This window comes from Litorivicinus lipolyticus (assembly GCF_009650135.1).
Classification (GTDB): domain Bacteria; phylum Pseudomonadota; class Gammaproteobacteria; order Pseudomonadales; family Litorivicinaceae; genus Litorivicinus; species Litorivicinus lipolyticus.
On sequence record NZ_CP045871.1, the window covers coordinates 1058220 to 1082629 of the forward strand.

Annotated in this window: 20 protein-coding genes and 2 tRNA genes; 19 read left to right on the forward strand and 3 right to left on the reverse strand. The window is 58.1% G+C overall.

The window, feature by feature from the left end:
- The first annotated feature begins 18 nt into the window (after positions 1 to 18).
- From gyrA to rpsA, 6 genes are all read left to right on the forward strand, one after another.
- Positions 19 to 2655: a DNA gyrase subunit A gene (gene gyrA / locus GH975_RS05470; protein ID WP_153713557.1), complete on the forward strand. Its 2637-nt coding sequence runs from the start codon at positions 19 to 21 to the stop codon at positions 2653 to 2655.
- Positions 2642 to 3691, forward strand: coding sequence for a 3-phosphoserine/phosphohydroxythreonine transaminase (gene serC / locus GH975_RS05475; protein WP_153713558.1), 1050 nt, complete (start codon positions 2642 to 2644; stop codon positions 3689 to 3691). Before gyrA ends, serC begins: the two co-directional genes overlap by 14 nt.
- Positions 3688 to 4782: a prephenate dehydratase gene (pheA, locus tag GH975_RS05480; protein ID WP_153713559.1), complete on the forward strand. Its 1095-nt coding sequence runs from the start codon at positions 3688 to 3690 to the stop codon at positions 4780 to 4782. The genes serC and pheA overlap by 4 nt, the downstream gene beginning before the upstream one ends.
- A complete protein-coding gene (locus GH975_RS05485) occupies positions 4779 to 6974 on the forward strand; it encodes a bifunctional prephenate dehydrogenase/3-phosphoshikimate 1-carboxyvinyltransferase (protein WP_211365850.1) in 2196 nt (731 codons plus the stop codon). The genes pheA and GH975_RS05485 overlap by 4 nt, the downstream gene beginning before the upstream one ends.
- On the forward strand, positions 6971 to 7654 hold the full coding sequence (gene cmk / locus GH975_RS05490; protein WP_153713560.1) for a (d)CMP kinase: 684 nt from the start codon (positions 6971 to 6973) through the stop codon (positions 7652 to 7654). Before GH975_RS05485 ends, cmk begins: the two co-directional genes overlap by 4 nt.
- A gap of 115 nt (positions 7655 to 7769) precedes the next feature.
- A complete protein-coding gene (gene rpsA / locus GH975_RS05495; RefSeq protein ID WP_153713561.1) occupies positions 7770 to 9455 on the forward strand; it encodes a 30S ribosomal protein S1 in 1686 nt (561 codons plus the stop codon).
- A gap of 51 nt (positions 9456 to 9506) precedes the next feature.
- On the opposite strand, the gene GH975_RS05500 is transcribed toward rpsA, so the two are convergent.
- A complete protein-coding gene (locus GH975_RS05500) occupies positions 9507 to 10214 on the reverse strand; it encodes a type 2 periplasmic-binding domain-containing protein (protein WP_153713562.1) in 708 nt (235 codons plus the stop codon).
- Between the two features lie 72 nt (positions 10215 to 10286).
- On the opposite strand from GH975_RS05500, the gene GH975_RS05505 reads away from it, so the two are divergent.
- The 12 genes from GH975_RS05505 (at position 10287) to GH975_RS05560 (ending at position 19750) form a co-directional block, all read left to right on the forward strand.
- Positions 10287 to 10583 (forward strand): integration host factor subunit beta, encoded by a 297-nt coding sequence (locus GH975_RS05505; RefSeq protein ID WP_153713563.1) that lies wholly within the window; start codon positions 10287 to 10289, stop codon positions 10581 to 10583.
- The gene (locus tag GH975_RS05510) at positions 10584 to 10883 is read left to right on the forward strand and encodes a LapA family protein (protein ID WP_153713564.1); all 300 of its coding nucleotides are present in this window, start codon (positions 10584 to 10586) and stop codon (positions 10881 to 10883) included.
- On the forward strand, positions 10880 to 11578 hold the full coding sequence (gene pyrF, locus GH975_RS05515) for an orotidine-5'-phosphate decarboxylase (protein ID WP_153713565.1): 699 nt from the start codon (positions 10880 to 10882) through the stop codon (positions 11576 to 11578). Before GH975_RS05510 ends, pyrF begins: the two co-directional genes overlap by 4 nt.
- A gap of 80 nt (positions 11579 to 11658) precedes the next feature.
- Positions 11659 to 11937, forward strand: coding sequence for a ComEA family DNA-binding protein (locus tag GH975_RS05520; protein WP_170272553.1), 279 nt, complete (start codon positions 11659 to 11661; stop codon positions 11935 to 11937).
- Positions 11938 to 12006: 69 nt separating this feature from the next.
- Complete coding sequence (locus tag GH975_RS05525; protein ID WP_153713567.1) at positions 12007 to 13044, forward strand: NAD-dependent epimerase/dehydratase family protein; 1038 nt, start codon at positions 12007 to 12009, stop codon at positions 13042 to 13044.
- 61 nt (positions 13045 to 13105) lie between these two features.
- A tRNA-Asn gene (locus tag GH975_RS05530) sits at positions 13106 to 13181 on the forward strand.
- A 111-nt stretch (positions 13182 to 13292) separates the two neighbouring features.
- Positions 13293 to 14072 (forward strand): SDR family oxidoreductase, encoded by a 780-nt coding sequence (locus GH975_RS05535; RefSeq protein ID WP_153713568.1) that lies wholly within the window; start codon positions 13293 to 13295, stop codon positions 14070 to 14072.
- A gap of 61 nt (positions 14073 to 14133) precedes the next feature.
- Positions 14134 to 15135 carry a TAXI family TRAP transporter solute-binding subunit gene (locus GH975_RS05540; protein WP_153713569.1) on the forward strand — a complete coding sequence of 334 codons (1002 nt, stop codon included), beginning with the start codon at positions 14134 to 14136 and terminating at the stop codon, positions 15133 to 15135.
- 39 nt (positions 15136 to 15174) lie between these two features.
- Positions 15175 to 17241: a TRAP transporter permease gene (locus tag GH975_RS05545; protein WP_153713570.1), complete on the forward strand. Its 2067-nt coding sequence runs from the start codon at positions 15175 to 15177 to the stop codon at positions 17239 to 17241.
- A gap of 102 nt (positions 17242 to 17343) precedes the next feature.
- Complete coding sequence (locus GH975_RS05550; protein WP_153713571.1) at positions 17344 to 17550, forward strand: hypothetical protein; 207 nt, start codon at positions 17344 to 17346, stop codon at positions 17548 to 17550.
- Between the two features lie 31 nt (positions 17551 to 17581).
- Entirely contained in the window at positions 17582 to 19594 is a 2013-nt protein-coding gene (gene uvrB, locus GH975_RS05555) for an excinuclease ABC subunit UvrB (RefSeq protein ID WP_153713572.1), read from the forward strand.
- A gap of 79 nt (positions 19595 to 19673) precedes the next feature.
- A tRNA-Val gene (locus GH975_RS05560) sits at positions 19674 to 19750 on the forward strand.
- 8 nt (positions 19751 to 19758) lie between these two features.
- Here the strand turns inward: GH975_RS05560 and GH975_RS05565 are convergent.
- A complete protein-coding gene (locus GH975_RS05565) occupies positions 19759 to 20538 on the reverse strand; it encodes a methyl-accepting chemotaxis protein (protein WP_153713573.1) in 780 nt (259 codons plus the stop codon).
- 46 nt (positions 20539 to 20584) lie between these two features.
- The gene (locus GH975_RS05570; RefSeq protein ID WP_170272554.1) at positions 20585 to 22321 is read right to left on the reverse strand and encodes a sensor histidine kinase; all 1737 of its coding nucleotides are present in this window, start codon (positions 22319 to 22321) and stop codon (positions 20585 to 20587) included.
- Positions 22322 to 22471: 150 nt separating this feature from the next.
- Here GH975_RS05570 and thrS point away from each other — a divergent pair, with 150 nt between their 5' ends.
- Positions 22472 to 24397, forward strand: a complete 1926-nt coding sequence (gene thrS / locus GH975_RS05575) for a threonine--tRNA ligase (protein WP_153713575.1) — start codon at positions 22472 to 22474, stop codon at positions 24395 to 24397.
- The last annotated feature ends 13 nt before the right edge of the window (positions 24398 to 24410 follow it).

Consider the following 24410-nt stretch of genomic DNA (forward strand, 5'->3'; position numbering starts at 1 on the left):
CCCAGTGTAAGGATTGCGATGAGCACGGACTCCCGCGAAATTCAGCCGATTAACATTGAAGACGAGCTGAAACAGAGCTATTTGGACTACGCCATGTCGGTCATTGTCGGCCGCGCATTGCCCGACGCCAGGGATGGCCTAAAGCCGGTCCACCGGCGCGTGCTGTTCGCGATGGACGTGCTCAGCAACGACTGGAACCGTGCCTATAAAAAATCCGCGCGTATTGTCGGTGACGTGATTGGTAAGTATCACCCCCACGGTGATACCGCGGTTTATGACACCATCGTTCGGATGGCGCAGGACTTTAGCCTGCGCTACCCCTTGGTCGACGGCCAAGGCAACTTCGGTTCGATTGACGGTGACCGCGCGGCGGCCATGCGTTACACCGAAATCCGGATGCGCCGCATCGCCCATGAAATGTTGGGTGACCTGGACAAAGACACGGTCGACTATGTGCCGAACTACGACGGCACCGAAAAAATCCCCGACGTGTTGCCGACTCGAATCCCGAACTTGTTGGTCAACGGTAGCGCCGGTATTGCGGTGGGCATGGCGACCAACATTCCGCCGCATAACCTGCGTGAAATTTTAGATGCTTGCTTTGTGTTGCTCGACAAGCCCGAGGCCGACGTAGAAGAGTTGATGGAGCACGTGCGTGCGCCGGACTTCCCGACGGGTGGATTCGTTAATGGCCTGGCGGGCGTGCGTGATGCCTACCGAACCGGGCGTGGCAAATGCTACATCCGCGCCAAGCACATCATCGAAGAAAAGGACAATGGCAAGGTTGCGATTGTCTTCACCGAAATGCCCTACCAGGTCAACAAAGCCAAGTTGACCGAAAAGATCGCCGAATTGGTCAAAGAAAAACGCATCGAAGGTATTTCCGAGCTGCGTGACGAATCGGACAAAGACGGCATTCGCTTAGTGGTCGAGCTGCGCCGTGGCGAACCCTGGGAAGTGATCCTGAACCAGCTGTTTAAAGACACGGCATTGGAAACCAGCTTTGGCATCAACATGGTCGCCTTGGTCGGTAACCAGCCGCGGATTTTGAACCTCAAGGACCTGTTAGAAGAGTTCCTGACGCACCGCCGTGAAGTGGTCACCCGGCGCTCGATTTTCGAGCTTAAGGAAGCGCGCCGTAAAGGCCACGTGTTAGAAGGGCAAGCGGTCGCATTGGCCAACATTGACCCGATCATCGAGTTGATTAAGTCCAGCACCAACAGCGGCGAAGCGAAAGACAAGTTGGTCGCACGCGGGTGGGCGCCGGGCAACGTTATGGCGATGTTGGAACGTGCCGGCGAAGGCGGCGTCAAGCCCGAGGACCTGCCGGATGGCTATGGTTTGGTCGGCACGGACTACCACATGAGCCCGGCCCAAGCGCAAGCGATTTTGGACCTGCGATTGCACCGTTTGACCGGTCTTGAGCAAGACAAAATCATGGAGGATTACAATGAAATCCTCGAAATCATTATTAAGCTGAAGCTGATTTTGGGCGATGCGGCTGAACTCAAGCGGGTCATTCGCGAAGAGTTTGAGGACATTCGTGCGCGCTACGGCGATGACCGCCGCAGCGTGATTATCGAAAACCGCCTGTCGTTGACAACTGAAGACCTGATCGCCCCCGAAGAAATGGTCGTGACGTTGTCGCGCGATGGGTGGGCCAAGTGCCAACCTATTTCTGCTTACCGCGCCCAGCGCCGCGGCGGTAAAGGTAAAATCGCGACCGGTCTGAAAGAAGAGGACGTGGTCGAGCACCTGTTGATCGCCAACACCCACGATACGGTCTTGATGTTCACCGATAAGGGCCGTCTGTTTTGGCTCAAAGTCTACGAAATACCCCAGGCCAGCCGGATTGCCCGTGGCCGGCCTCTGATCAATATGCTCGAAGGGTTGGGTGACGAAAAAGTCACTGCGATTTTGCCCTTGGCCAAGGACGAGGCCGGCGAAGACCGCAATGTGTGCATGGCGACCGCCAGTGGCGTGATCAAGAAAGTACCGCTGGTCGCGTTTGCGCGTCCGCGTGCCGCCGGCATCATTGCGATTGGTTTGGATGAGGGTGACCGATTGATCAGCGTGGCGCTGACGGATGGTCGTCAAACCATCATGTTGATGACCTCGTCAGGCAAGGCCTTGCGATTCGAAGAAAGCCTGGTCCGCTCCATGGGCCGTCAGGCGCGCGGCGTCACCGGCATTAAATTCCGCGACCCCAGCGCCGAGTCTGTGATCTCAATGATTATTCCGGGCGAGGGCACCTCGGTGTTGCTGGCCAGCGAACACGGGTTTGGCAAGCGCGTTGCGATTGATGAATTTCCGCTCAAAGGGCGGGCCGGTTTGGGCGTAATCGCGATTAACTGTTCTGACCGTAACGGTCAGCTGGTGGGTGCCGTACAGGTCGCCCCCGAAGACGACGTTATTTTGATCTCGAACCGCGGCACTATGGTGCGCACGCCAGTCGAGCAGATCAGCGAGTTGGGCCGTGCCGCGCAGGGCGTGACATTGCTCAAAGTCGCCAAGGGCGAACAGCTGGTTAGCGTCGCCGGCGTTCCGGACACCGGTGAAGACGACGGCGTCGAGGACATGGACGCGGTAGAGGCCGCGGTGGAACTCGATCGCGAGTCCAGCGAGCCGGGCCAGGGTGACGATGCGGACGTTTAATTTCAGTGCCGGTCCCGCCGGCCTACCGCTGTCGGTGCTCGAATCGGCCCAGGCTGAACTGCTAGATTGGCAGGGGCTGGGGACTTCGGTGATGGAAATCAGTCACCGAGACCCGCGTGTCATCGCCGTCTTTGAGTCGGCCCAGCGTCAGATCCGCGAGCTGCTGGCGGTGCCGGATGATTACGCCGTGATCTTTGCCCAGGGCGGCGCCAGCGCTATGTTTGACTTGATTCCACAGAACCTCTCGCCGGCTTCGGTTCATGTGCTGAACACCGGTGCCTGGTCGGAAAAAGCAATCAAGGGTGCCCAGCGCCACGCAGCGGTCACCGTGACCGGCGCGGCGCCTTACGTCGACGTGCCGGCTCTGTCCCCAGTGAGCGGCGTTGATTATCTGCACTACTGTCACAACGAAACGATCCACGGGGTTCGGGTGGCGGACATTGGCACCCACCAGGTTCCGGTGGTGTGCGACGCCAGCTCCAGCATTTTTTCCGAGGCGATTGACTGGTCCCGGCATGACCTGGTGTATGCCGGTGCCCAAAAAAACCTCGGCCCGAGCGGTGTTTGTTTGGTGATCGCCAAACGCAGCCTGTTAAACGCTGATGCGGCGTTGGCGCCGGTGTTCAATTTTGCCAAGCTGGATGCCGAGGGCTCGATGGTCAATACGCCGCCCGTTTTTGCGGTCTATTTGATCGAAAAAGTGTTGGCGTGGATCACGCAGCGCGGCGGCGTCAGTGCCATGAAAGCGGCCGCCCAGCGCCGCAGCACGTCACTGTATGCGGCGATCGACCAGAGCGACTTTTACAGCAATCCGGTGGCGCCGGCGGCGCGGTCGTGGATGAATGTGCCATTTTTGCTGGCCAACCCGGATTTGGACGCTGAATTTGTCCGCCAAAGCGAAGCGCAGGGCTTGATGTTCCTCAAAGGCCATCGCAGCGTCGGCGGTATGCGCGCGTCGCTGTACAACGCTTTGCCGGATGCTGCGGTGCCGGCATTGATTCAGTTTATGCAACATTTCGAGGCGACCCGCGCATGAACCTTGACCAATTAAGGCAGGGGATTGACGACGTCGACCTGCAGATCCAGCGGTTGATTGAACGCCGTGCGGAACTGGCACAACAGGTCGGCCGGGTTAAAAAGGCCGACTCGAACGATCAGCCCGTGGTGTTTTATCGTCCAGACCGCGAGGCCTTGGTCTTGCGTGAGGTGATTGACCGGGCCCAAGGTGACTTGCCGCCGAAACGCATCGCACGCATTTTTCGCGAAATTATGAGTGCCTGCTTGGCCTTGGAAGAGCCCACGCGGATCGCCTTTTTGGGCCCCGAGGGGACCTTTACCGAAGCCGCCGCGCAAAAGCACTTTGGCAGCGCCGGTCGACCGGCGCCTCAAACCACTATCCGTGACGTTTTTCGCGAAGTCGAAGCCGGCAGTGCGCATTACGGCGTCGTGCCGGTGGAAAACTCGACCGAGGGCGTGGTCAGCCACACCTTGGACTGCTTCATCAATTCGCCGCTTAAAATTTGCGGTGAAGTAGAGATGCCGATTCACCACAACCTGATGGCCGCCGGCGCGATTGATGTGCGTGCCATTACCCAGGTCTTTAGTCACCAGCAGTCACTGGCCCAGTGTCGCCAATGGCTGGATGCCAACATCCCGCAGGCCACGCGCACCGCGGTCACTTCGAACGCCGAGGCGGCACGTATGATTGCGGAGGACATGCCGGCCGGCGAAGTTTGGGTCGCGATTGGTGGTGATATGGCCGCGGCACGCTACGATTTGGAGTTTGTCGCCCGTCGCATCGAGGACGAGCCGGACAACTCGACCCGATTTTTGGTCATCGGCAGCATCGAACCCGGCCCGACTGGGGACGACAAAACCTCGATTATTGTCAGCCTGGAAAATCAGCCTGGCGCGCTTTATGGCCTGTTGGAACCCTTCAAAGATCGCAACATAGACATGACCCGGTTAGAGTCCCGCCCGGCGCGGATGGCGACCTGGGCTTATGTGTTCTACCTCGACTTTAATGGGCATCAACAGGACCCTGAAGTTGCCGCCTTGTTGGACGATTTACGCGAGCAGTGCCTGGAGCTGCAAATACTGGGGTCCTATCCCCGCGCTGTGCTGTGAGTTTGCGCCACCTTAGTATTGTGGGATTCGGTTTGATCGGCGGCTCTTTGGCCGCCGCTTTGCGGGCGCGCCAACCGGATTTGGTGGTGACTGGATTCGCGCGCTCGGCGGAAACTCGCCGTCAGGCGCTGGAGTTGGGGTTGGCGGACGCCATGCCCGACACTTTGGCCGAAGCCATTGAGGGCGCTGACATCATTTTGTTGGCGACGCCAGTGCTGTCATTTGAAACGGTGCTGGCCGCGATTCGTCCGCACTTGACGCCGTCGCAGATTATTACCGACGCCGGTAGCGTTAAAGGCAGCGTGGTCGATGCGGCCTGCCGGGTGTTTGGCGAATTGCCGCCGCGCTTTGTGCTCGGTCACCCGATTGCCGGCAGTGAAAACAGTGGCGTCACAGCCGCCCGTGCCGACCTGTATCAGGGGCGTCGGGTGTTACTGACGCCGGATCAACACACCGACCCCGATGCCCAGGCGAGCGTCGCCCAAATGTGGCGGGACGCCGGTGCCCAGGTCGAGTGGCTGGGCGTTGAAGAACACGACCAGATTCTAGCGGCGACCAGCCACCTGCCGCATTTGTTGGCCTTCAGCTTGGTTGATACGCTGGCCCACGAAGACCGGCACCTTGACATCTTTCGCTACGCCGCTGGCGGCTTTCGCGATTTTACCCGCATTGCCGCGTCCGATCCGGTCATGTGGCGCGATATTTTTATCGCCAATCGGACCGCCATGCTGACCCAGATCGACGCCTTTGCAGATGGCCTAGCGGCATTGCGTGCCGAGGTTGATCGCGCCGATGGCCGTGCCATGCAGACCCGCTTTGCCCGCGCTAAAAGCGCACGTGACTTTTTTACCCAATTGCAGGAACCACAGACTATGAGTAAACACTGGCAGGTAACCGCCGGCGCCACCATGCAAGGCACCATCCGCGTCCCCGGCGACAAATCCATGTCGCACCGATCTATCATGTTGGGCGCTATCGCCGAAGGCACGACTGAGGTCTCTGGCTTTCTGGAAGGCGAGGATGCCCTTGCGACGCTCCAGTGTTTTCGCGATATGGGCGTCCAAATTGACGGGCCTGTGGATGGCCGCGTGACCATTCATGGGGTTGGGATGCACGGCTTGCGCGCGCCCAAAGACCGCTTGTGGATGGGCAATTCGGGCACCAGCATTCGGTTGTTGTCCGGGTTACTGGCCGGCCAATCGTTTGACGTCACCCTGCAGGGCGACGATTCTTTGGCCAAGCGCCCGATGAAGCGGGTGTCGGATCCGTTGGCTCGCATGGGGGCGGTCATCGAAACGGCCGAGGGCGGTACGCCTCCTTTGACCTTGCGTGGCGGCGCGCCGTTAAAAGGCATCCACTACGACATGCCGATGGCCAGTGCCCAGGTCAAGAGCGCGGTGCTGTTGGCGGGTTTGTTTGCCGACGGCGAGACCTCGGTGACCGAGCCGGCGCCGACTCGTGACCACACAGAAAATATGTTGAACGGTTTTGGCTATAAGGTTGAGCGCGACGGCGCGACCGCGCGCTTGGTCGGCGGTGGTAGGTTGACGGCGTGCGATATTGAAGTGCCTGCGGATATTTCATCGGCTGCATTTTTCTTGGTGGCCGCCAGTATCACCCCCGGCGCCGATCTGACTCTGACCCACGTTGGGGTCAATCCGACGCGCACCGGCATCATTGATATTCTGCTGCTGATGGGCGCCAACATCGAGCGCCTGAACGAGCATACGGTCGGTGGTGAACCGGTGGCCGATTTGCGTGTGCGCTATGCGCCATTAAAGGGTATTCACATCCCTGAGGCGTTGGTGCCTCTGGCTATTGATGAACTGCCGGTGACCATGATTGCGGCGGCCTGTGCCGAGGGCGATACCTTGATTACCGGCGCCGAGGAGCTGCGGGTCAAAGAAAGCGACCGGATTCAGGCCATGGTCGATGGGCTGAATGCACTGGGGGTTGCAGCCGAGGCACGGGATGACGGCGCCCTGATACCCGGGTCACTGGACCGGGTGTTTGCTGACGCTGCCATCCAAACTCACATGGACCATCGTATCGCCATGAGTTTTGTGATCGCGGCAACACGCGCGTCCGGCACGGTCGTGGTGCGTGACATCGAGCACGTCGCAACTTCGTTTCCGAACTTTAAAGCCCTATGCATGGGGCTTGGCGTTAAATTGTCTGAGACGTCGCATTGATTGTTCCGATCATTGCGATTGATGGGCCGTCCGGTGTTGGCAAGGGCACGGCTTGTGGTCACCTGAGTACACGTTTGGGTTTTCGACTGCTGGATTCCGGCAGCCTTTACCGTTTGGTGGGCCTGGCCTGCGAGTGGGACGGTGTCAGTTTGGATGACGAGGTCGGTTGCACGGCGGTGGCGGCGGCCTTGGATGCCAGCTTCGAGCATGCCCAAGGGCGCCTTCGGGTTTGGATGAATGCGCGTGAAGTCAGCGCCGCGATCCGAACCGAAAAAGCCGGCCAAGACGCCTCCAAGGTGGCGGTCATTCCAGGCGTGCGCGACGCCTTGTTGGATTGGCAGCGCCACGCCGCTAAATGGCCTGGCTTAGTAGCGGATGGGCGGGACATGGGGACGGTGGTATTCCCTGACGCCGGTCTTAAGATTTTCTTGGACGCCAGTACTGAAGAGCGCGCGCGCCGGCGCCACCAACAGTTGCTTGATGGCGGTCAGAGCGTTACTCTGTCGGCCGTTTTGGACGAGATGCGTGAGCGCGATGTGCGTGACCGGACCCGTGAAGCGGCCCCATTGGAGGCAGCCCAAGACGCTAAAGTACTGGACACCAGCGGCCTGACGCTTGACGCAATGCTAGCCAAGGTTGATGACTGGGCAGATCAATACTTATCGAATTTGGGGAATTAATCCCCGAGGCAGTCAAGGGTATCCCGTCAGTCTTTGGGGACCCGTGGCTTTTTTTGTTTGGACCGCATTGCTGACATTGCGGCTTAGTGGGCACCTTGCCCAAGGTACTTAAAACATGAGCGAAAACTTCGCTGAACTCTTTGAACAATCCCTTAATGACCTGGACATGCGTCCCGGCTCGATCATTGACGCCATTGTCGTCGATATCGATTCTGAAATGGTCACCGTCAACGCTGGCCTGAAGTCTGAAGGTGCGATCCCGCGCGCTCAGTTCTTGGCTGATGACGGCTCGCTAAAAGTTGAAATCGGCGACATCGTCCAGGTTGCCCTGGACGCGGTCGAAGACGGTTTCGGCGCAACACGCCTGAGCCGCGAAAAAGCGAAGCGTCACGAAGCATGGCAAGTTCTGGCTAAGGCTCACGAAGCCAGCGAGATCATCCATGGTGTGATCAACGGTAAAGTTAAAGGCGGCTTCACGGTCGACGTACAGTCTATCCGTGCGTTCTTGCCGGGTTCTTTGGTTGACACCCGTCCGGTTCGCGACGTGGCTCACCTGGAAGGCAAGGAACTGGAATTCAAGGTCATCAAGCTGGACCAGAAGCGCAACAACGTTGTCGTTTCTCGCCGCGCGGTATTGGAAGCTGAAAACAGCGCCGAACGCGAAGAGCTGCTGAAGAACCTGAACGAAGGCATGTCTGCTAAGGGCGTTGTCAAGAACCTGACCGATTACGGCGCGTTCGTAGATCTGGGCGGTGTTGACGGCCTGTTGCACATCACAGACATGGCGTGGAAGCGCATTAAGCATCCGTCTGAAATCGTAGCCGTTGGCGACGAGATCGACGTCAAGGTGTTGAAGTTTGACCGTGAGCGCAACCGCGTGTCACTGGGTCTGAAGCAGCTGGGTGAAGATCCGTGGGTCAACATCAAAGGCCGCTACCCCGAGAACACTCGTGTTAGCGCCAAAGTCACTAACCTGACTGATTACGGTTGCTTCGCTGAAATCGAAGAAGGCGTCGAAGGCCTGATTCACGTGTCTGAAATGGATTGGACCAACAAGAACGTTCACCCCTCGAAGGTTGTAAACCTGGGTGACGAGATTGAAGTGATGATCTTGGACATCGACGAAGAGCGTCGCCGTATCTCGTTGGGTCTGAAGCAGTGCCAGCAGAATCCTTGGGAGCAGTTCGCAGAGAAAGCCGCGAAGGGCGATAAGGTTTCAGGATCGATCAAGTCAATTACCGACTTCGGTGTGTTCATCGGCTTGGAAGGCGGCATTGACGGTTTGATTCACCTGTCCGACATCTCTTGGAACGAAACTGGCGAAGAAGCCGTACGTCGTTACAAGAAGGGCGAAGAAGTCGAAGCGATCATCTTGTCGATTGACCCTGAGCGCGAGCGCATTTCGTTGGGCGTCAAGCAGATGGAACAGGATCCGGTCCAGGACTTCTTGATTGCGCACGAAAAAGGTGACGTCGTTAAAGGTAAGGTCGTCAGTGTTGACGCCCGTGGCGCCGAAGTTGAAGTTTCACCGCTGGTTAACGCCTACCTGCGTGTTTCTGAAATTAGCCAAGACCGTATCGAAGACGCCAGCACTGTGCTGAAAGTCGGCGACGAAGTCGAAGCGCGTCTGACTAACGTCAACCGCAAAGATCGCACGCTGACCATCTCTATCAAAGCGATGGAGTTGGCCGATCAACGTGAAGCGATGAAGAGCGTTAATGAGAGCACGGAAGCGGAGTCAACTGACTTTGGCCCGACTAGCATTGGTGCACTGATCAAGCAGCAGATGGGCGGCGAATAAGCCCCCGCCGGTTGTTTAAAAAGGGCGCTTCGGCGCCCTTTTTTGTGCCTGCTATTTCGGCAGCCGGGCGAGTAGGCCATCATAATAGCGGTGGTCAAAGGACTGCCACTGGGTCAGTTGTAGGCCGTCGGTTAGTCGCAGCCCGTTAAGGGCGTCGATGCGTGTCGGTCCAGCCATGCTGGGTGCACGAAAAAGCACATCGCCCGGCAAGTTAATGCCCCGGCCGACCTGTTTGAACGGGGTGCCGTAACGCGTCGTGTAGCCGCGAGCTGCCGCTATGGTGGTCAGGCAGGCGTCGACTTGGCCGGCTATCACCGCGCGCAGACAGTTGGCGTTGTTGAGATAGGCCTCCACAGTGACGGCCTCCGGTACCAGCACCTTGGCGAGCCAGTGCGCGCTCGAACTCAAACCCGGTGTGGCGATGTGCCTGAGTGGTTTGCGTTCGACCACAAAGGGCGCGATCGGCTGACTACGGTTGCTGCGGGCGATCGCAGTCCAGCCTAAGCTGATGGCCTCGCGGTAATGCATGGCGCGCAAAATAACCCAATCCAAGTGCTGCAATTGACTGGCGTGGGTAAAGGTCAGCGATTCGCCGGTTATGGTTCGGCCCAAGCGCGCGCCTAGGTCAGCCCCGGTCCGCGCGGCGTTTTCCGTCGCGATCAACGTCAGGTGGTCGGTTTCGACGCCTAGGCGCTCAGCGCTGACGGCACTGGTTGACATCAGCAAAGCGCAGGCAATGGCTCGGTGGACTTGCGTCATGATTTCACGTTGGTGCTACGCCTGGTTAGTAAGTCTTTGTTATAGTAATGAAAATTGAACGGAATGCACCTTATGACACGATCTGAACTGATTGAACGGATGTCGCTGCGCCATCCCGAGTTGCCGATCCAAGACGTCGAGTTGGCCGTGAAGGGTATTATTGAGCGCATGTCGCGCTCGCTGTCACGGGGACAGCGTGTCGAAGTGCGCGGCTTTGGTAGTTTTTCGCTGGCTCACCGCGAGCCACGTGTGGGTCGTAACCCCCGTACTGGTGAGCCAGTTGTGCTGGGGTCCAAATATGTTCCACGATTCAAGGCCGGCAAAGCGCTGCGTGATGCGGTCGACGATGCTCGAAAGCGAGGTGAGTAAATGCAGTGGTTAAAGACATTGAGTTTGGTGCTATTGGTGATCTTGACGGTGGTGATCGGGATTGTGATGTTTTTGCACAATTCGGCCATGGTCAGCGTTGATCTGATTTGGTTTTCGACACCCGAGGCGGCGCTGGCCGTATGGTTAATGGTGTTCTTTGCGCTGGGGTTGACCCTGGGCGTGTCGATTTCGTTGGTGGCCTATTTGTGGATTCGCGGCCGCACCTGGGGGCTGCGCCGTAAGGTACGCCGGCTTGAGGCCGATCGTGCCGTGACGGTAACACCAGGGAACGCGGCATGACCCACTCCCCGGTCATTGTGGCCCTGGACTACCCAACCGCCGAAGGTGCGCTGGACTTGGCGCGCCGTTTGGATCCGGCGGACTGTCGGCTCAAAGTCGGCAAAGAACTTTACACCCGGGCAGGACCTGCGTTGTTGGCCCAGCTCCATACGCTGGGCTTTGATGTGTTCCTGGACCTTAAGTTTCATGACATTCCGAACACAGTATCGCGAGCGGTCTCGGTGGCCGCGGATTTGGGCGTTTGGATGGTCAACGTTCACGCCAGTTGCGGGCGCCGTGCCATGACTCAGGCTGCTGACACTCTGGCACAGTTTTCGGCCCCGCCGGAACTGATTGCGGTGACCGTGTTGACCAGCTTTTCACAGGCCGAGTTTGAAGAGGTACATCACGGCGAGCGCCTCGAAGAGCGGGTGTCGATGCTGGCGGCACTGACCCAGGACTGTGGGTTGGACGGTGTCGTCTGTTCGCCTCACGAAGTGCCTCGATTGCGCGCCGAACGCGGTCTGAATTTTGGTTTGGTCACGCCCGGCGTTCGCCCTGTCGGCAGTGACGCTGGCGACCAAACTCGGATCATGACGCCTGAGCAGGCGATTGCCGCTGGATCGTCTTACTTGGTCATTGGTCGTCCCATTACCCAAGCGAGTGACCCATTGCAGGCCCTCCATCAGATTAATCTGACCTTGGGCGCTGACTAGGCCGACCTCACCAATCCGGTGTGTGTCGGCCAGCGTGGATAATGCCGCCAGACTGCTTCTTCAACACACAGGAGCAGCACATGCGACAACTGGCATTAATGATTGGTTTGTTTTCCGGCGCGGCACTGGCCGGTGCGGTCGACATCAACAGCGCGGACGAGGGGGCGCTAGCCGAGGCCCTCAGCGGTGTTGGCCCGGCCTTGGCGCGCCGCATTGTCGAATTTCGGGAGCGCGAAGGGCGCTTCCCGACACCGGACTCGATTCAACTGGTGCCGGGTGTCGGCATTAAGCTGTACCAGCGCAACCGTGACTTCATTCAAGCCCACCCCAAAGAACAGCCCGCGCCCCGACAGGACTAGTCCTCAAGCACAGGGTTAGTCGCGCACTCGCGGCGCACAATAGCCTTGTCAGTCAACAGAGGGCAGAGCATGCGCAAGCTATTGGTGCTGGGTGGTGCGGGGTTTATCGGGCATCAAGTCGCCAGTCACTGGGTTGAATCCCATACGGACGCCTGCGTCACGGTGCTGGATTCTATGAGCAGTCCATTTGCCAGTGCACGGATGCAAAATTTCGCGGCACGCGACGGTGTGCGCTTTATTCATGGCGACATCCGTGAGCCGCGGCTGTTGCAGGACTGCCTGGCCGAGCATGGCTTCGATGCGGTGCTGCACGTGGCGACCGGCTTGGACAGTGGCCCGTTCGCGCCGCTGGATGCGTCCGAGGACTTTTCGGCCAGCACCCAAGCGGCGATGCAGGCGCTGACCGGTCTATCAGGTCCCAAGCCGGTGCTCGGGATGGTGGTCTCGACAGCGCCCTGGGGCAATGACATCAACAAAGTTATCGGCCATCGCGTTGCCATGCGTCCGGCCACCGCATTGGGGGTGGCCGAAGCGGTCGCCTGCGAAGTGGCGCTGGGTCTTGGTCGCGCCGGGGCGATTGATACACGGTTATATGCGGCGCCCCTCGCCTTTGGCCCGGGTCAAATGGAAGGGCCGGTCGCTGATTTGATTGCAGCGCTGTTGCTGGGCTATCCGGTGACCACGCGACTGCCCGCCGAGGTGCGTTGGAACGGGGTCTATGCGCCGGACCTGGCGGCACGTGTATGTGCTGATTTGCGAGTGCCGATTGGCCCCGGTGACATTCGACGAGTGGTCGGCAATCCAGGGCGCGGTTGGGCTGCGCTGGTCAATGAACTGGCGGGGTTGCTCGAACGGTTCTTTGCCACCAACCCAGCCCTTAAACACCGCTTTCCAAATGCGACCTGGACCTGTCACACGAAAGGCATTGATATTGTTCACCCCGGCTGGCCCGAACAACTGGATACGGGCATCGGCGCACTGACCGAACCGGCCACCGGCTGGAGTGCGGCGCTGGCCGAAACCCTGCGTTGGTACCTGTCCAATCAGGCCAGTTGGCAGGGGCCGTTTGAGTCGACATTGTCTGCACGCGTGGCAATTGATCAATAACTCAAAAAAGCGTTTGACTCGGGGCCGGCCTGCCCCTAGTATCTGCGCCGTTCCAAACTGATCCGCTGTAGCTCAGTTGGTAGAGCAGAAGACTGTTAATCTTTTGGTCGCTGGTTCGAGTCCAGCCAGCGGAGCCATTTTGGAAGTAATTAACCCCAGCATTGTCTGGGGTTTTTTGCGTCTGGGTATTGGGCTTTTTATCCGCCAAGTTGCCCCCACTGAACAGTCAAACAATAAAGGAATTCAACATGGATCTGGGAATCACGAATAAACGCGCGCTGGTCATGGGTGGGTCACAGGGCATTGGCCGGGCCATCGCCTTGTCGTTGGCCGGCGAGGGCGCCGCGGTCACGGTGGTGGCACGCGATGCGACCAAACTTGGCGCGGTCGTGGCGGAGTTGCAAGCGCTTGGCGCGACTGCGGATATGCAGGTGATTGACGTCGGCGACGCGCAACAGCGTGACGCGCTGTGTCAATTGGTGGCGGGCGGTCGCTACGACATCTTGGTCGCCAACGCCGGTGGGCCGCCTCCGGGCACCGTTCCGGGTATCGCCGAGGACGTTTGGCAGTCGCACTTTGACATGATGGTCAAGGGCATGATTGCGGTGATCGAATCGGCACTGCCGCACATGCAGTCAGCGGGCTGGGGCCGGATCGCGGTAGTGTCGTCCTCGGGTATCCAAATACCGATTCCAAAATTGGCGATCTCGAACACCCTGCGCAGTGCCTTGGCCGCCTATGCCAAGTCGTTGGCCGAGCAGGTCGCCGCGGACGGCGTCACGGTGAATCTGTTGTTACCTGGCCGAGTTGATACCGATCGCGTCAAGGCAATTGATGCAGGTGCCGCTAAAGCCGCCGACATCACGCCGCAAGAGGCACGCACGCGTTCGATCGCCACCATTCCGGCGGCGCGCTATGGCGACCCGCGCGAATTTGGAGACGTAGCGGCATTTATTTGCAGCGAACGCGCCAGCTACGTCACCGGCAGCCAAATTCGAATTGACGGTGGCCTGATTCGGGCCTTGTAAGGCCCGAATCGTCTGGGTTACTGTCAGTAGGTTCCACTACAAAAAAATAAAAGGAAGTCGCATGAAACAACCTATTCTCGCAGGCCTCGCGGTCGCTGCCATGGGTCTGACGCCATTGGCTCAGGCTGAGGGCAACTACATCTTGGCCACGGCCTCCACCGGCGGTACCTACTACCCGGTCGGCGTGGCGATCTCGACCCTGACCAAAATCAAGCTGCAGCCGAAAATGAAGATTGGCATGTCGGCGATTAACTCGGCCGGTTCAGGTGAAAACTTGCGTCTGCTGCGCGAGGGCGAAGCCCAGTTTGCGATCTTGCAGGGCTTGTACGGCTACTACGGCTATCAGGGTGTCGGCCCCGTCGAAAAAGACGGCGCTCAAAAACACCTGCGTTCGGTGTCGATGCTGTGGCAAAACGTCGAGCACTACATTGTTCAAAGCGAGTTCGCCAAGACCGGCACGGTGGATGATATCGTCGGGCTGAAGGGCGAAACCTTGGCGATGGGCAATAAGAACTCGGGCACCATTGGTTCGAACGCGGCGATCATGTCGAATCTGGGCTTGGACATTTACGCGGACGTTAGCTTGATGCACGGCGGTTATGGCCCCTCGGCTGATGCCCTGCAAAACGGTCAGGTAGCCGGTGTCGGTATCCCAGCGGGTATCCCGGTTGGCGCAATTACCAAGTTAAAAGCCTCGGCGGGTGATGATGTGACCCTACTGACCATGACCCCGGAGCAGCAAAAGCGCGCCGACGGCGGGTTTGAGTTGTGGACGCCCTTTACCATCCCCGCGGGCACTTACCCAGGCCAAGACGCCGACGTTCAAACGGTGGCGCAGCCTAACTTCATGGCGACCCATGCGGACGTCAACGAAGAAGACGTTTACTTGATCACCAAGACAATTTACGAAAACTTGGCGTTCTTGAACGGCATCCACCCCGCAACTAAGGCGATGGCCCTTGAAAAAGCCATTTCCGGTCTGCCTGCGCCGCTGCACCCCGGTGCCGCGCGTTTCTACCAAGAGCAGGGTATTGAAATCCCCGCTCGTTTGATCGCTAACTAAGCGGCAGGGCGGGCCGCAAGGCTCGCCCGTTCCCTAATTATGTTTGACAGAAATATACCCGGCGGCCTGTCCCATGTGGCCTGGCTGCTTGGGCTAGTGATCGCTATTTTCCACCTCTGGGTCGCTTTTGTGCCGGTGGTGTCTGAGTTTGCGCGCAATGCCATCCATTTTGGTGGTTTTGTCGTGCTGGCGGCGCTGACGCGCCCGGCCAACTTGGGCCATGCGTATGAACGCAAAGGCTGGATCCTGGACCTTATTTTTGCCGGGGCCGTGGCCTGGGCGGCCTCCCATGTGATCTTGGGTGAGGACGCAATTTACGACCGTGGCGTGCGCTTGATAGCGGTCGATTGGACCGCGATTGGCGTGTTGATACTGGCGGCGATCGAGTTTTCGCGGCGTGTGGCGGGCTGGGTTGTGCCCTGTCTCATCATTGTCTGCCTGACCTATCTGTCGTTTTGGGGCAAATATGTCCCCGGCGTGTTTAGCTTCGGAGGACTGTCCCTCGAAACTCTCGCATTCCGCTCGGTCTACGGCGATGACGCGCTGTTTGGCACCATCAGCCGAATCTCGTCGACCTATGTTTTTGTATTTATTATTTTCGGCGCTTTTCTGGTGCGCTCCGGCGCCGGTGAGTTCGTCATTGACCTGGCCCGCGCAGTCGCCGGACGCCTGCAGGGCGGCCCGGGAATCGTGGCGGTACTGGCGTCCGGATTGACCGGCACCATCAGCGGTTCGGCCGTGGCCAACACTGCCAGCACCGGGGTGATCACTATCCCGATGATGAAGCGCGCGGGTTTCCCGGCGCGCTTTGCCGGCGCGGTCGAAGCTAGCGCCTCCACCGGCGGCCAATTAATGCCGCCGATTATGGGGGCGGGCGCCTTTGTGATGGCCGCTTATACCCAAATACCCTACGAAACCATCGCGCTGGCGGCGGCAGTGCCTGCGCTTTTGTACTTTGCCTCGGTCATCTATTTCGTGCGCATTCAAGCACGTAAGCTCGATTTGAAACCGATGGAAAACGAAGAACAGCTGACGCTGGGCCAGGCCTTCAAACGGGGTGGCGCAAGCTTCGTTATTCCGATCTGTTTGTTGATTGGTTTACTGGTGTCCGGTTTCACCCCGACTTATGCGGCGGTCATTGGGATTGTTGCGATCATCGCATCCAGTCACCTGACCCAGCGGCCGATGGGCGTTTTCGATGTCTTGGACGCCTTGGTGTTGGGCTCGAAAAACATGGTGATGACCGCGATATTGCTGTGTTCGGTCGGCCTGATCGTCAACGTCATCGCGACCGCTGGCATCGGCAATACCTTCAGCTTGATGATCGCCGATTGGGCTGGCGGCAATGTCGTCATCGCGATCGGTTTGATTGCGATCGCCTCATTGGTTTTGGGGATGGGGTTGCCGGTCACGGCGGCCTACATCGTGCTGGCAACACTCAGTGCCCCGGCACTGGCCAGCATGATTGCCGACCAGGCGGTCGTGCCGGCGCTGTTAATGGGCGTTAACGAGTCGATCCTGCCGGTCGTTCAGATGGGACTGCCGGGGTTCAGTGCGGACTCCAGTGCGGCCGAAGTGGCTGCGATGTGGGCCCAGGCCGGGCCGGACATAAAGCCGATGATTCGCGACATGCTGGTTGCCCCTGAGGCGGCCACGGCGGCATTGCTGGCGTCACACATGATTATTTTTTGGTTGTCGCAGGACTCGAATGTGACCCCGCCTGTGTGTTTGGCGGCGTTTACGGCGGCGGCGATTGCCAAAAGCCATCCGATGAAAACCGGCTTTACCAGCTGGAAGCTGTCCAAGGGCTTGTACATTGTGCCGTTGCTGTTTGCCTACTCGCCGATTCTATCGGGTGATTGGGCGGCGGTGTTTTGGGTCGGCAGCACCGCTTTGGTCGGCATTTACTTGGTCGCCGGGGCGCTTGAAGGGTGGCTTGAATACGCGTTGCCCGTGTGGGGACGGGCGTTGGCGTTGGTGGCTGGGGTCGCGCTGATGTGGCCCGGCGTGTTGGCACCCATGGCCGGCGCGGCCGGTGCGATTGTGCTGATAATTCAACAAATGAGGGCCAGTTCAACAGTACAGGGCAAGACTGACCACCTTTGAATCGTGATGTTGTTCACATTTTATGGTCTTGTGTCTGGGGCTTTTTTGTCCGCTGGTCGATGGTAGGGGTACGCAAACAATCAACGTTGCCGTTTGGAGGTAATGACGATGTATTCCGATCTTAATATCAGTATGGATACCAATGAAATCCGCCCCGACCACGTTATGCTGTGGTTTCCTGACATGGCTCACCGCGAGGCCTGCCGCTTGCTGTGGGAATGGAAAGCCCGCTCCAATGGGCGACATGCTGGCGTCTCCCGCGGCGACCTAAAAAGCCTGTTGGGCGATCTGCGCCTCATTAAACCTTGAGTCTTGGGCCCATAGGACTCAACCTTGGGCCATGACCAACAAATTTCGCGTTAAAAGCCCGTTCGAGCCGAGCGGCGACCAACCCACAGCCATTGCCGGATTGGTAGACGGCATCAATATGGGCTTGGCCCATCAAACCCTGCTGGGTGTGACCGGTTCCGGCAAGACCTTCACGGTGGCCAAGGTCATCGAGGCCGTTCAGCGCCCAACGATCGTTCTAACGCACAATAAAACCTTGGCCGCGCAGCTGTATGGCGAGTTCAAAGAGTTCTTTCCGGATAATGCGGTTGAGTACTTTGTTTCGTACTACGATTACTACCAACCTGAAGCCTACGTGCCCTCATCCGATACCTTTATCGAGAAAGATGCCCAGATCAACGAGCACATCGAGCAGATGCGCTTGTCGGCGACCAAAGCGCTGTTAGAGCGCTCGGACACGATCATTGTGGCCACGGTGTCCGCAATATATGGACTGGGCGATCCCGCCGCTTATCACCAAATGATTTTGCACATCAGCCGTGGTGACCGTATTGGCCAGCGCGATATCTTGCGCCGCCTAGCGGAGCTGCAGTACACCCGCAACGACATGCAGTTGCAACGCTCGACCTACCGCGCGCGCGGCGATGTCATTGATATTTTTCCGGCCGAGTCGGACGGCCAGGCGGTCCGGTTCGAGCTGTTTGACGACGAAGTTGAGCGGATCACGATGTTCGATCCCTTGACCGGTCAAACCTTGCGCGAGCTGCCGCGCTTTACGGTGTATCCAAAAAGCCACTACGTCACCCCAAAGCACCGAATTATTGACGCCATCGATTTGATCAAGGATGAGTTGGCCGACCGCCTCAAAGTGTTGCAAGACAACCACCAACTGCTAGAAGCCCAGCGCTTATCCCAGCGCACGACCTATGATTTGGAAATGATGCAAGAACTCGGCTATTGCCAGGGCATCGAAAACTACTCGCGCTACCTGTCTGGTAAATCGCCCGGAGAGGCGCCGCCGACGCTGTTTGATTACCTGCCGCCGGATTCACTGCTGGTGATTGACGAAAGTCACGTTATGGTCCCGCAGCTGGGTGCGATGTACAAAGGTGACCGTTCGCGCAAAGAAACCTTGGTCAGTTACGGCTTTCGCTTGCCCAGCGCGCTGGACAATCGACCGCTGCGGTTGGATGAATGGGAAGCGATTAAGCCCCAGTGCATTTTTGTCAGCGCGACGCCGTCCAAATACGAGGCGGCGAACTCGGACCAGACCGTCGAGCAGGTCGTTCGGCCGACCGGGCTGATTGATCCCCAGGTCGAGATTCGCCCGGCTCTGAGTCAGGTCGATGATGTCCTGGGTGAAATACATAAGCGCGTGGCGGTGGACGAGCGCGTGCTGATTACCGTGCTGACCAAGCGCATGGCTGAGGATCTGACGGAATACCTGCGCGACCATGGTGTGCGTATCCGCTACCTGCATTCGGACATCGACACGGTCGAACGGGTCGAGATTATCCGTGACCTGCGGCTGGGCGAGTTTGATGTATTGGTCGGGATCAACTTGCTGCGCGAGGGCCTGGATATGCCCGAGGTGTCATTGGTTGCGATCATGGACGCTGATAAGGAAGGGTTCTTGCGTTCGGATCGCTCCTTGATCCAAACCATCGGACGTGCCGCCCGTCACTTGAACGGCAAGGCCATTTTGTACGCCGATCGCATCACCGACTCGATGCGACGCAGTATCGACGAAACCGATCGCCGCCGAAACAAGCAAGAGGCCCACAATAAAGCCCATGGCATTGTCCCCAAGTCGGTCAATAAACGCATCGATGACATCATGGAAGGGGCGGTCGTGGTGGGCGCGCGCGGCAAGAAGGGCGCGACCAAGGAAACCGTTAAATCCAAGGTCGAAGTGGTCGATGTTCGGGGCATGACGCCAAAGCAGTTGTCCAAGGCGATGACGCAGTTGGAAGAGGACATGTATCAGGCCGCAAAGGCCCTGGATTTCGAGAAGGCAGCGGCGCTGCGCGACCAATTGCATACGATCCAACAAAACGCATTTTAGGGCTTTACAAGGCCGGTCGCGGTCTCTATTATTCGCGACCTGTTGAGGGCGCACGCTCTTAACTATAGCCCCAAATCGGGGGTCCGTAGCTCAGTTGGTTAGAGCGCTGCCTTGACATGGCAGAGGTCGGCAGTTCGAATCTGCCCGGACCCACCACTTCTTATTTATGCCTTCTTTAATTTCGAACACAGCGACTGTAGTTGGGTTGCAACCGTGACTGAATTTTCCAGTGTATGACTCAAGCTTTGCAGCCGACCGCGTAGCCGTTCGTCCGATGAGATTGCGCGTGTCAGTTGACCCTCGATGTCCAGCAATGTGACCGCGATCGACTGCGCCAATGTAGCGATCGCATCGATGGCTTGTGTGGCGTCGGTACCGCTACGAACATAGCGGGTCAGTTGTGACGCCAGCGCGTCCGCTGACAGATGGATTTGGCGAACAATCGGCCGTGCGGCGGTACTCAGTGCAACACTGCGCTGGGCCAGTCGCAGTGTTTCCTCTGCTACCACCGCAAATCCGCCGCCCTCGCCATCGGCTGCGGCGGCATCAAATAATGCGTTCAGCGCCAACAGTTCGGCGTGTTGTCCCCGGTGCTGCAGATCCTCAAGCAATCCATCCAGCCCGCCCGCTTCGGTTGACGCCTGCATCAATGCGTCCTCAGTGGTTAGTAGGTGATGGTGCAAGTGCGTGTCCGGGTTGCTGGGTGTTAGCTGGCTGGTGACGTTACAGGGCGCCCAGAAGGCATTGAGTTCCTGTGATGCCAGCTGTAGCTGGCCACGTTCAAGGCTGATGACTTGGGCGCCATGAGTTTGCCTGACGCGGTCAAAGGCGCGATAGGCCACGACTACGCTGAGTCCGAAGCCTGCAATAATGGCGGCGGGTGTGTTGAGGGAGGCTGTGCCGACGGCTGCAGCAATCAGAGATAAATCCAATGTGTAGTTCATGGCGCCACCCTAACGCCGGTCTTTTGGGCGCGCCTTGTCTTAGGGATCAGGCAGTCGGCAGTGTGAACCAGAACTTTGAACCAGTGCCCACTTCTGACGTGATCCAGATCTTGCCGCCGGCGTTGGTGACCAGTTTTTGGCAAATGGTTGCGCCCAGCCCGGTGCTGCGGCCATACCGATCGTGGGGGTTAAGGTGGCGGAACGGCGCGAACACTTCGGGAATGTGTTGTTCGGCGATGCCGATGCCATTGTCTTCAACGAAAAATGCAGCCGCAGCCGGGTCATAGCCAACATGGATGGTTGGGATGTCCGATTCGTTGTACTTGACGCCATTAACGATCAAGTTACGCAGCAATTCGCGCAGCGCCGCAGGGTCCAGTGTGACCGGTGCTAGCGTGTCGTCGGCGGTCAGTTCGACCTGCTTTTCTTCAAACGTAAAGGCCAGCGACTCACGGATGTCCTCAATCACCTGCTGCCAATGGGTGATGTGTCTGGTGCTGTCAAGCCGGGTAATGCGCGACATCCTCAGCAGGTCCGCAATCATGTCGCTGAGGTTTTTGCTCAGGCTGATCATGCGGTCCATGTATTGATTGGCGGTGTCGTCCAGGTCGTCGCCGTAGTCCTCTTTTAAGAAGTTGGCGTAGTTGCTGATGCCGCGCAGGGGCTCTTTAAGGTCGTGCGAGGCAATGTGGGCAAAATCATCCAGCTCACTGTTCGAACGCATTAACTCGTCCTTAAGCCGTTCGATCTCGCTGAAGCGCAGGGTTTCGTCGGTGATGTCCTGATCGATCCCAATGACGAGGCTACCTTTGGTGCCTGCGAACAATGCGGTCGCTTGTGAGCGTACCCAGCGAATGCTGCCGTCGGTTCGTCGGACTCGAAAGTCACGTGACACCACGGCGTCCGTGACTAGCGCTTCGTCAAAAAAGGCGGCGCGCGATTCGGCGTCGTCCGGATGGACGCGCGACAGCAATTGGTCAACAGCAACGTTATCGTGGGCGCCGTGTACTTCGTAGAGTTCGGCCAAGCGGTCGTCGATATGGACGTTGCGTTCGCGCGCTTCGTACACCCAAATGCCCATGCCGCCAGCGCTCAGCGCCAGGCTGGTGCGCTGTTCGCTGCGGTGCAGGTCCGCCATATTGGATTGGATCTGATCGGCCATGATGTCAAAGGCTTGGCCGACGGAGCTGATTTCGTCGCCACCCTTCATGCCAGTCCGGTGAGTCAGCTCTCCTTGCGCGAATCGCTGTGCGGATTGGGCCAATGCGCCCATGCTGCGGCTCAGTTGGTTACCAATCCAGTAGGCCACGGCGGCCAAAATGAGCAGGGTTACGGTCGACAGCAGGATGCCAGTGGCAAATACATTGCCCAATGCCGCTTTGGCCTGGCTTTCGTCAAAGTGCAGCCATAACGTGCCGCGCTCGCGTCCGCCAACGACCAGTTCGCTGGTGTACCAATTTTCACCGATGGCAACGAATGGTTTGCCTAATTGGCGAGGGTCGGCGGAGGCAATAATTTTAAGGTCGCGATCAACCGCGACGCCTTCCAAAATATCAGGGGATTGACGCAGGTTTAAAAAGAACTCGTCGAGGCGGGCGAAGTCTTGTTCGAGGAAGGCCTCGACCACGGGTTCGGATAGAATCGACGTGGTTGCTTTGAAGCTGGAGTCGCGCACGCTGGCCAAGTCATCCGACACCAAATTTTGCATGGTGAGCAGTGTCAGCATCAGCAGCGCGGCCGTGGGGCAGAACACCAGCAGCGCGATTTTGAATCGTAGTTGCACGGTAATCCTCGTCGGTGCAGGCATTAATACTAATGCGTTGGTCGCTGAAACAACAGTGCGGTGGGTCGCGATTTTAGCCCAGCTACCGTAGACTACGCGGCCTCCGGAACGCCGACGTAGGGCGACCGTAACCTATACTAAGGACTGACTTTGATTACTATTTCTTTGCCGGACGGCAGCCAGCGCCAATTTGATGTGCCTGTGACCTTAATGGACGTCGCCGCGGATATTGGGCCTGGCTTGGCCAAGGCCACTGTTTGTGGGCGTGTCGACGGCGTTTTAAAGGATGCCTGCGAGCCGATTACGGCGGATGCAAAGATTGAACTCATCACTGGGCGTGACGACGAGGGCGTCGAGGTTATCCGCCACTCATTCGCGCACTTGGTCGGTCACGCAGCTAAACAGTTGTTCCCCGGTATCAAAATGGCGATCGGGCCGGTCATTGAGCACGGTTTCTACTACGACGTTGACTTTGAACGGGCGCTGACGCCGGATGATTTGGCGGCGCTTGAAAAACGCATTAAGGAGCTGGTCAAAACCGACTACCCGGTGGTCAAACAGTGGGTCAGCCGCGCCGAGGCGCTGGCAACCTTTGCTAGTCGCGGCGAACCGTACAAGCAAGAGATTATCAATAACGACATTCCTGACGACGGTCAGCCGATCGCGCTGTATCACCACCAAGAATACGTTGATATGTGCCGCGGTCCGCACGTGCCGAATACGCGCGTGTTGCGTTACTTTAAGTTGACTAATATCACCGGTGCTTATTGGCGCGGTGACGCCAACAATCCCCAGTTACAGCGGATTTACGGCATTGCGTTCAACAGTAAAGATGATTTGAAGGCGCACCAGAAGTTCCTCGAAGAAGCCAAGCGGCGCGACCACCGTGAGCTGGCGAAGCGTATGGACCTGTTCCACTTGCAAGAAGAAGCCCCGGGCATGGTGTTTTGGCACCCCCAAGGATGGACGATTTATCAGGTGTTAGAGCAGTACGTCCGCGAGTGCCAAAAAGCCGAGGGCTATCAGGAAATTCGCACGCCGATGATGATGGATCAGGCGTTTTGGAAGCGCACGGGGCACTGGGATAACTACGCCGACGCGATGTTTACCACGTCCAGTGAAAAACGCGACTACGCGATTAAGCCGATGAACTGCCCCGCGCATTGCCAGGTGTTTGACCAGGGTGTCAAAAGCTACCGCGACTTGCCGATTCGATTGGCAGAGTTTGGCTGTTGCCACCGTAATGAGCCCTCGGGGTCACTGCACGGGTTGATGCGGGTGCGTAACTTTACCCAAGACGATGGCCATATTTTTTGCACGCCCGAGCAGGTCGGCGAGGAAGTGCGTCGCTTCAACACCATGCTCTATGCCATCTACCAAGCGTTGGGCTTTGACGAAGTCATTGTGCGCATGTCCACGCGCCCTGAAAAACGGGTCGGCGATGACGCGACCTGGGACAAGGCCGAAAAGACATTGGCGGATGCGCTCAACGACTTGGGCTTGGACTGGAAAGAGCTGCCGGGCGAGGGTGCATTTTACGGGCCAAAAATCGAATACAGCCTGAAAGACTGTTTGGGCCGGGTCTGGCAGTGTGGCACCATGCAGGTCGACTTCTTTATGCCCGAGCGATTGGACATCAATTACGTCGGCGAAGACGGCGATCGTCATCGTCCGGTCATGTTGCACCGCGCTGTACTAGGTTCATTCGAGCGCTTTATCGGGATTTTGATCGAAAACCACGCTGGCGATTTGCCGCTGTGGTTGGCGCCGACCCAGGCTGTTTTGATGAACATCACCGATAAACAGGGCGAATACATCGAAAAAATCAGTGCAGAACTGGCATTAGATGGATTTAGGGTCCAGTCTGACTTGAGGAATGAGAAGGTCGGCTATAAGATTCGCCAGCACACATTGGCCAAGGTTCCTTATTTGTTGGTCGCTGGTGACAAAGAAATGCAGAGCAATCAGGTGGCAGTTCGCACCCAGTCCGGCGAGGACTTGGGCGTAATGGACGTTTCAGAGTTGAAACAACGCCTGGTTGCCGAAGTGGCCCTGTTGGGTCGTAAACCGGAGTAGTAGAGCAATCAGA

What these genes read in the sequence shown, in the direction of transcription:
- gyrA (WP_153713557.1), top strand. Translation starts at nt 19, where the DNA reads ATGAGCACGGACTCCCGCGAAATTCAGCCGATTAACATTGAAGACGAG.
- serC (WP_153713558.1), top strand. Translation starts at nt 2,642, where the DNA reads ATGCGGACGTTTAATTTCAGTGCCGGTCCCGCCGGCCTACCGCTGTCG.
- pheA (WP_153713559.1), top strand. Translation starts at nt 3,688, where the DNA reads ATGAACCTTGACCAATTAAGGCAGGGGATTGACGACGTCGACCTGCAG.
- rpsA (WP_153713561.1), top strand. Translation starts at nt 7,770, where the DNA reads ATGAGCGAAAACTTCGCTGAACTCTTTGAACAATCCCTTAATGACCTG.
- GH975_RS05500 (WP_153713562.1), bottom strand. Translation starts at nt 10,214, where the DNA reads ATGACGCAAGTCCACCGAGCCATTGCCTGCGCTTTGCTGATGTCAACC.
- GH975_RS05505 (WP_153713563.1), top strand. Translation starts at nt 10,287, where the DNA reads ATGACACGATCTGAACTGATTGAACGGATGTCGCTGCGCCATCCCGAG.
- GH975_RS05510 (WP_153713564.1), top strand. Translation starts at nt 10,584, where the DNA reads ATGCAGTGGTTAAAGACATTGAGTTTGGTGCTATTGGTGATCTTGACG.
- pyrF (WP_153713565.1), top strand. Translation starts at nt 10,880, where the DNA reads ATGACCCACTCCCCGGTCATTGTGGCCCTGGACTACCCAACCGCCGAA.
- GH975_RS05520 (WP_170272553.1), top strand. Translation starts at nt 11,659, where the DNA reads ATGCGACAACTGGCATTAATGATTGGTTTGTTTTCCGGCGCGGCACTG.
- GH975_RS05525 (WP_153713567.1), top strand. Translation starts at nt 12,007, where the DNA reads ATGCGCAAGCTATTGGTGCTGGGTGGTGCGGGGTTTATCGGGCATCAA.
- GH975_RS05535 (WP_153713568.1), top strand. Translation starts at nt 13,293, where the DNA reads ATGGATCTGGGAATCACGAATAAACGCGCGCTGGTCATGGGTGGGTCA.
- GH975_RS05540 (WP_153713569.1), top strand. Translation starts at nt 14,134, where the DNA reads ATGAAACAACCTATTCTCGCAGGCCTCGCGGTCGCTGCCATGGGTCTG.
- GH975_RS05545 (WP_153713570.1), top strand. Translation starts at nt 15,175, where the DNA reads ATGTTTGACAGAAATATACCCGGCGGCCTGTCCCATGTGGCCTGGCTG.
- GH975_RS05550 (WP_153713571.1), top strand. Translation starts at nt 17,344, where the DNA reads ATGACGATGTATTCCGATCTTAATATCAGTATGGATACCAATGAAATC.
- uvrB (WP_153713572.1), top strand. Translation starts at nt 17,582, where the DNA reads ATGACCAACAAATTTCGCGTTAAAAGCCCGTTCGAGCCGAGCGGCGAC.
- GH975_RS05565 (WP_153713573.1), bottom strand. Translation starts at nt 20,538, where the DNA reads ATGAACTACACATTGGATTTATCTCTGATTGCTGCAGCCGTCGGCACA.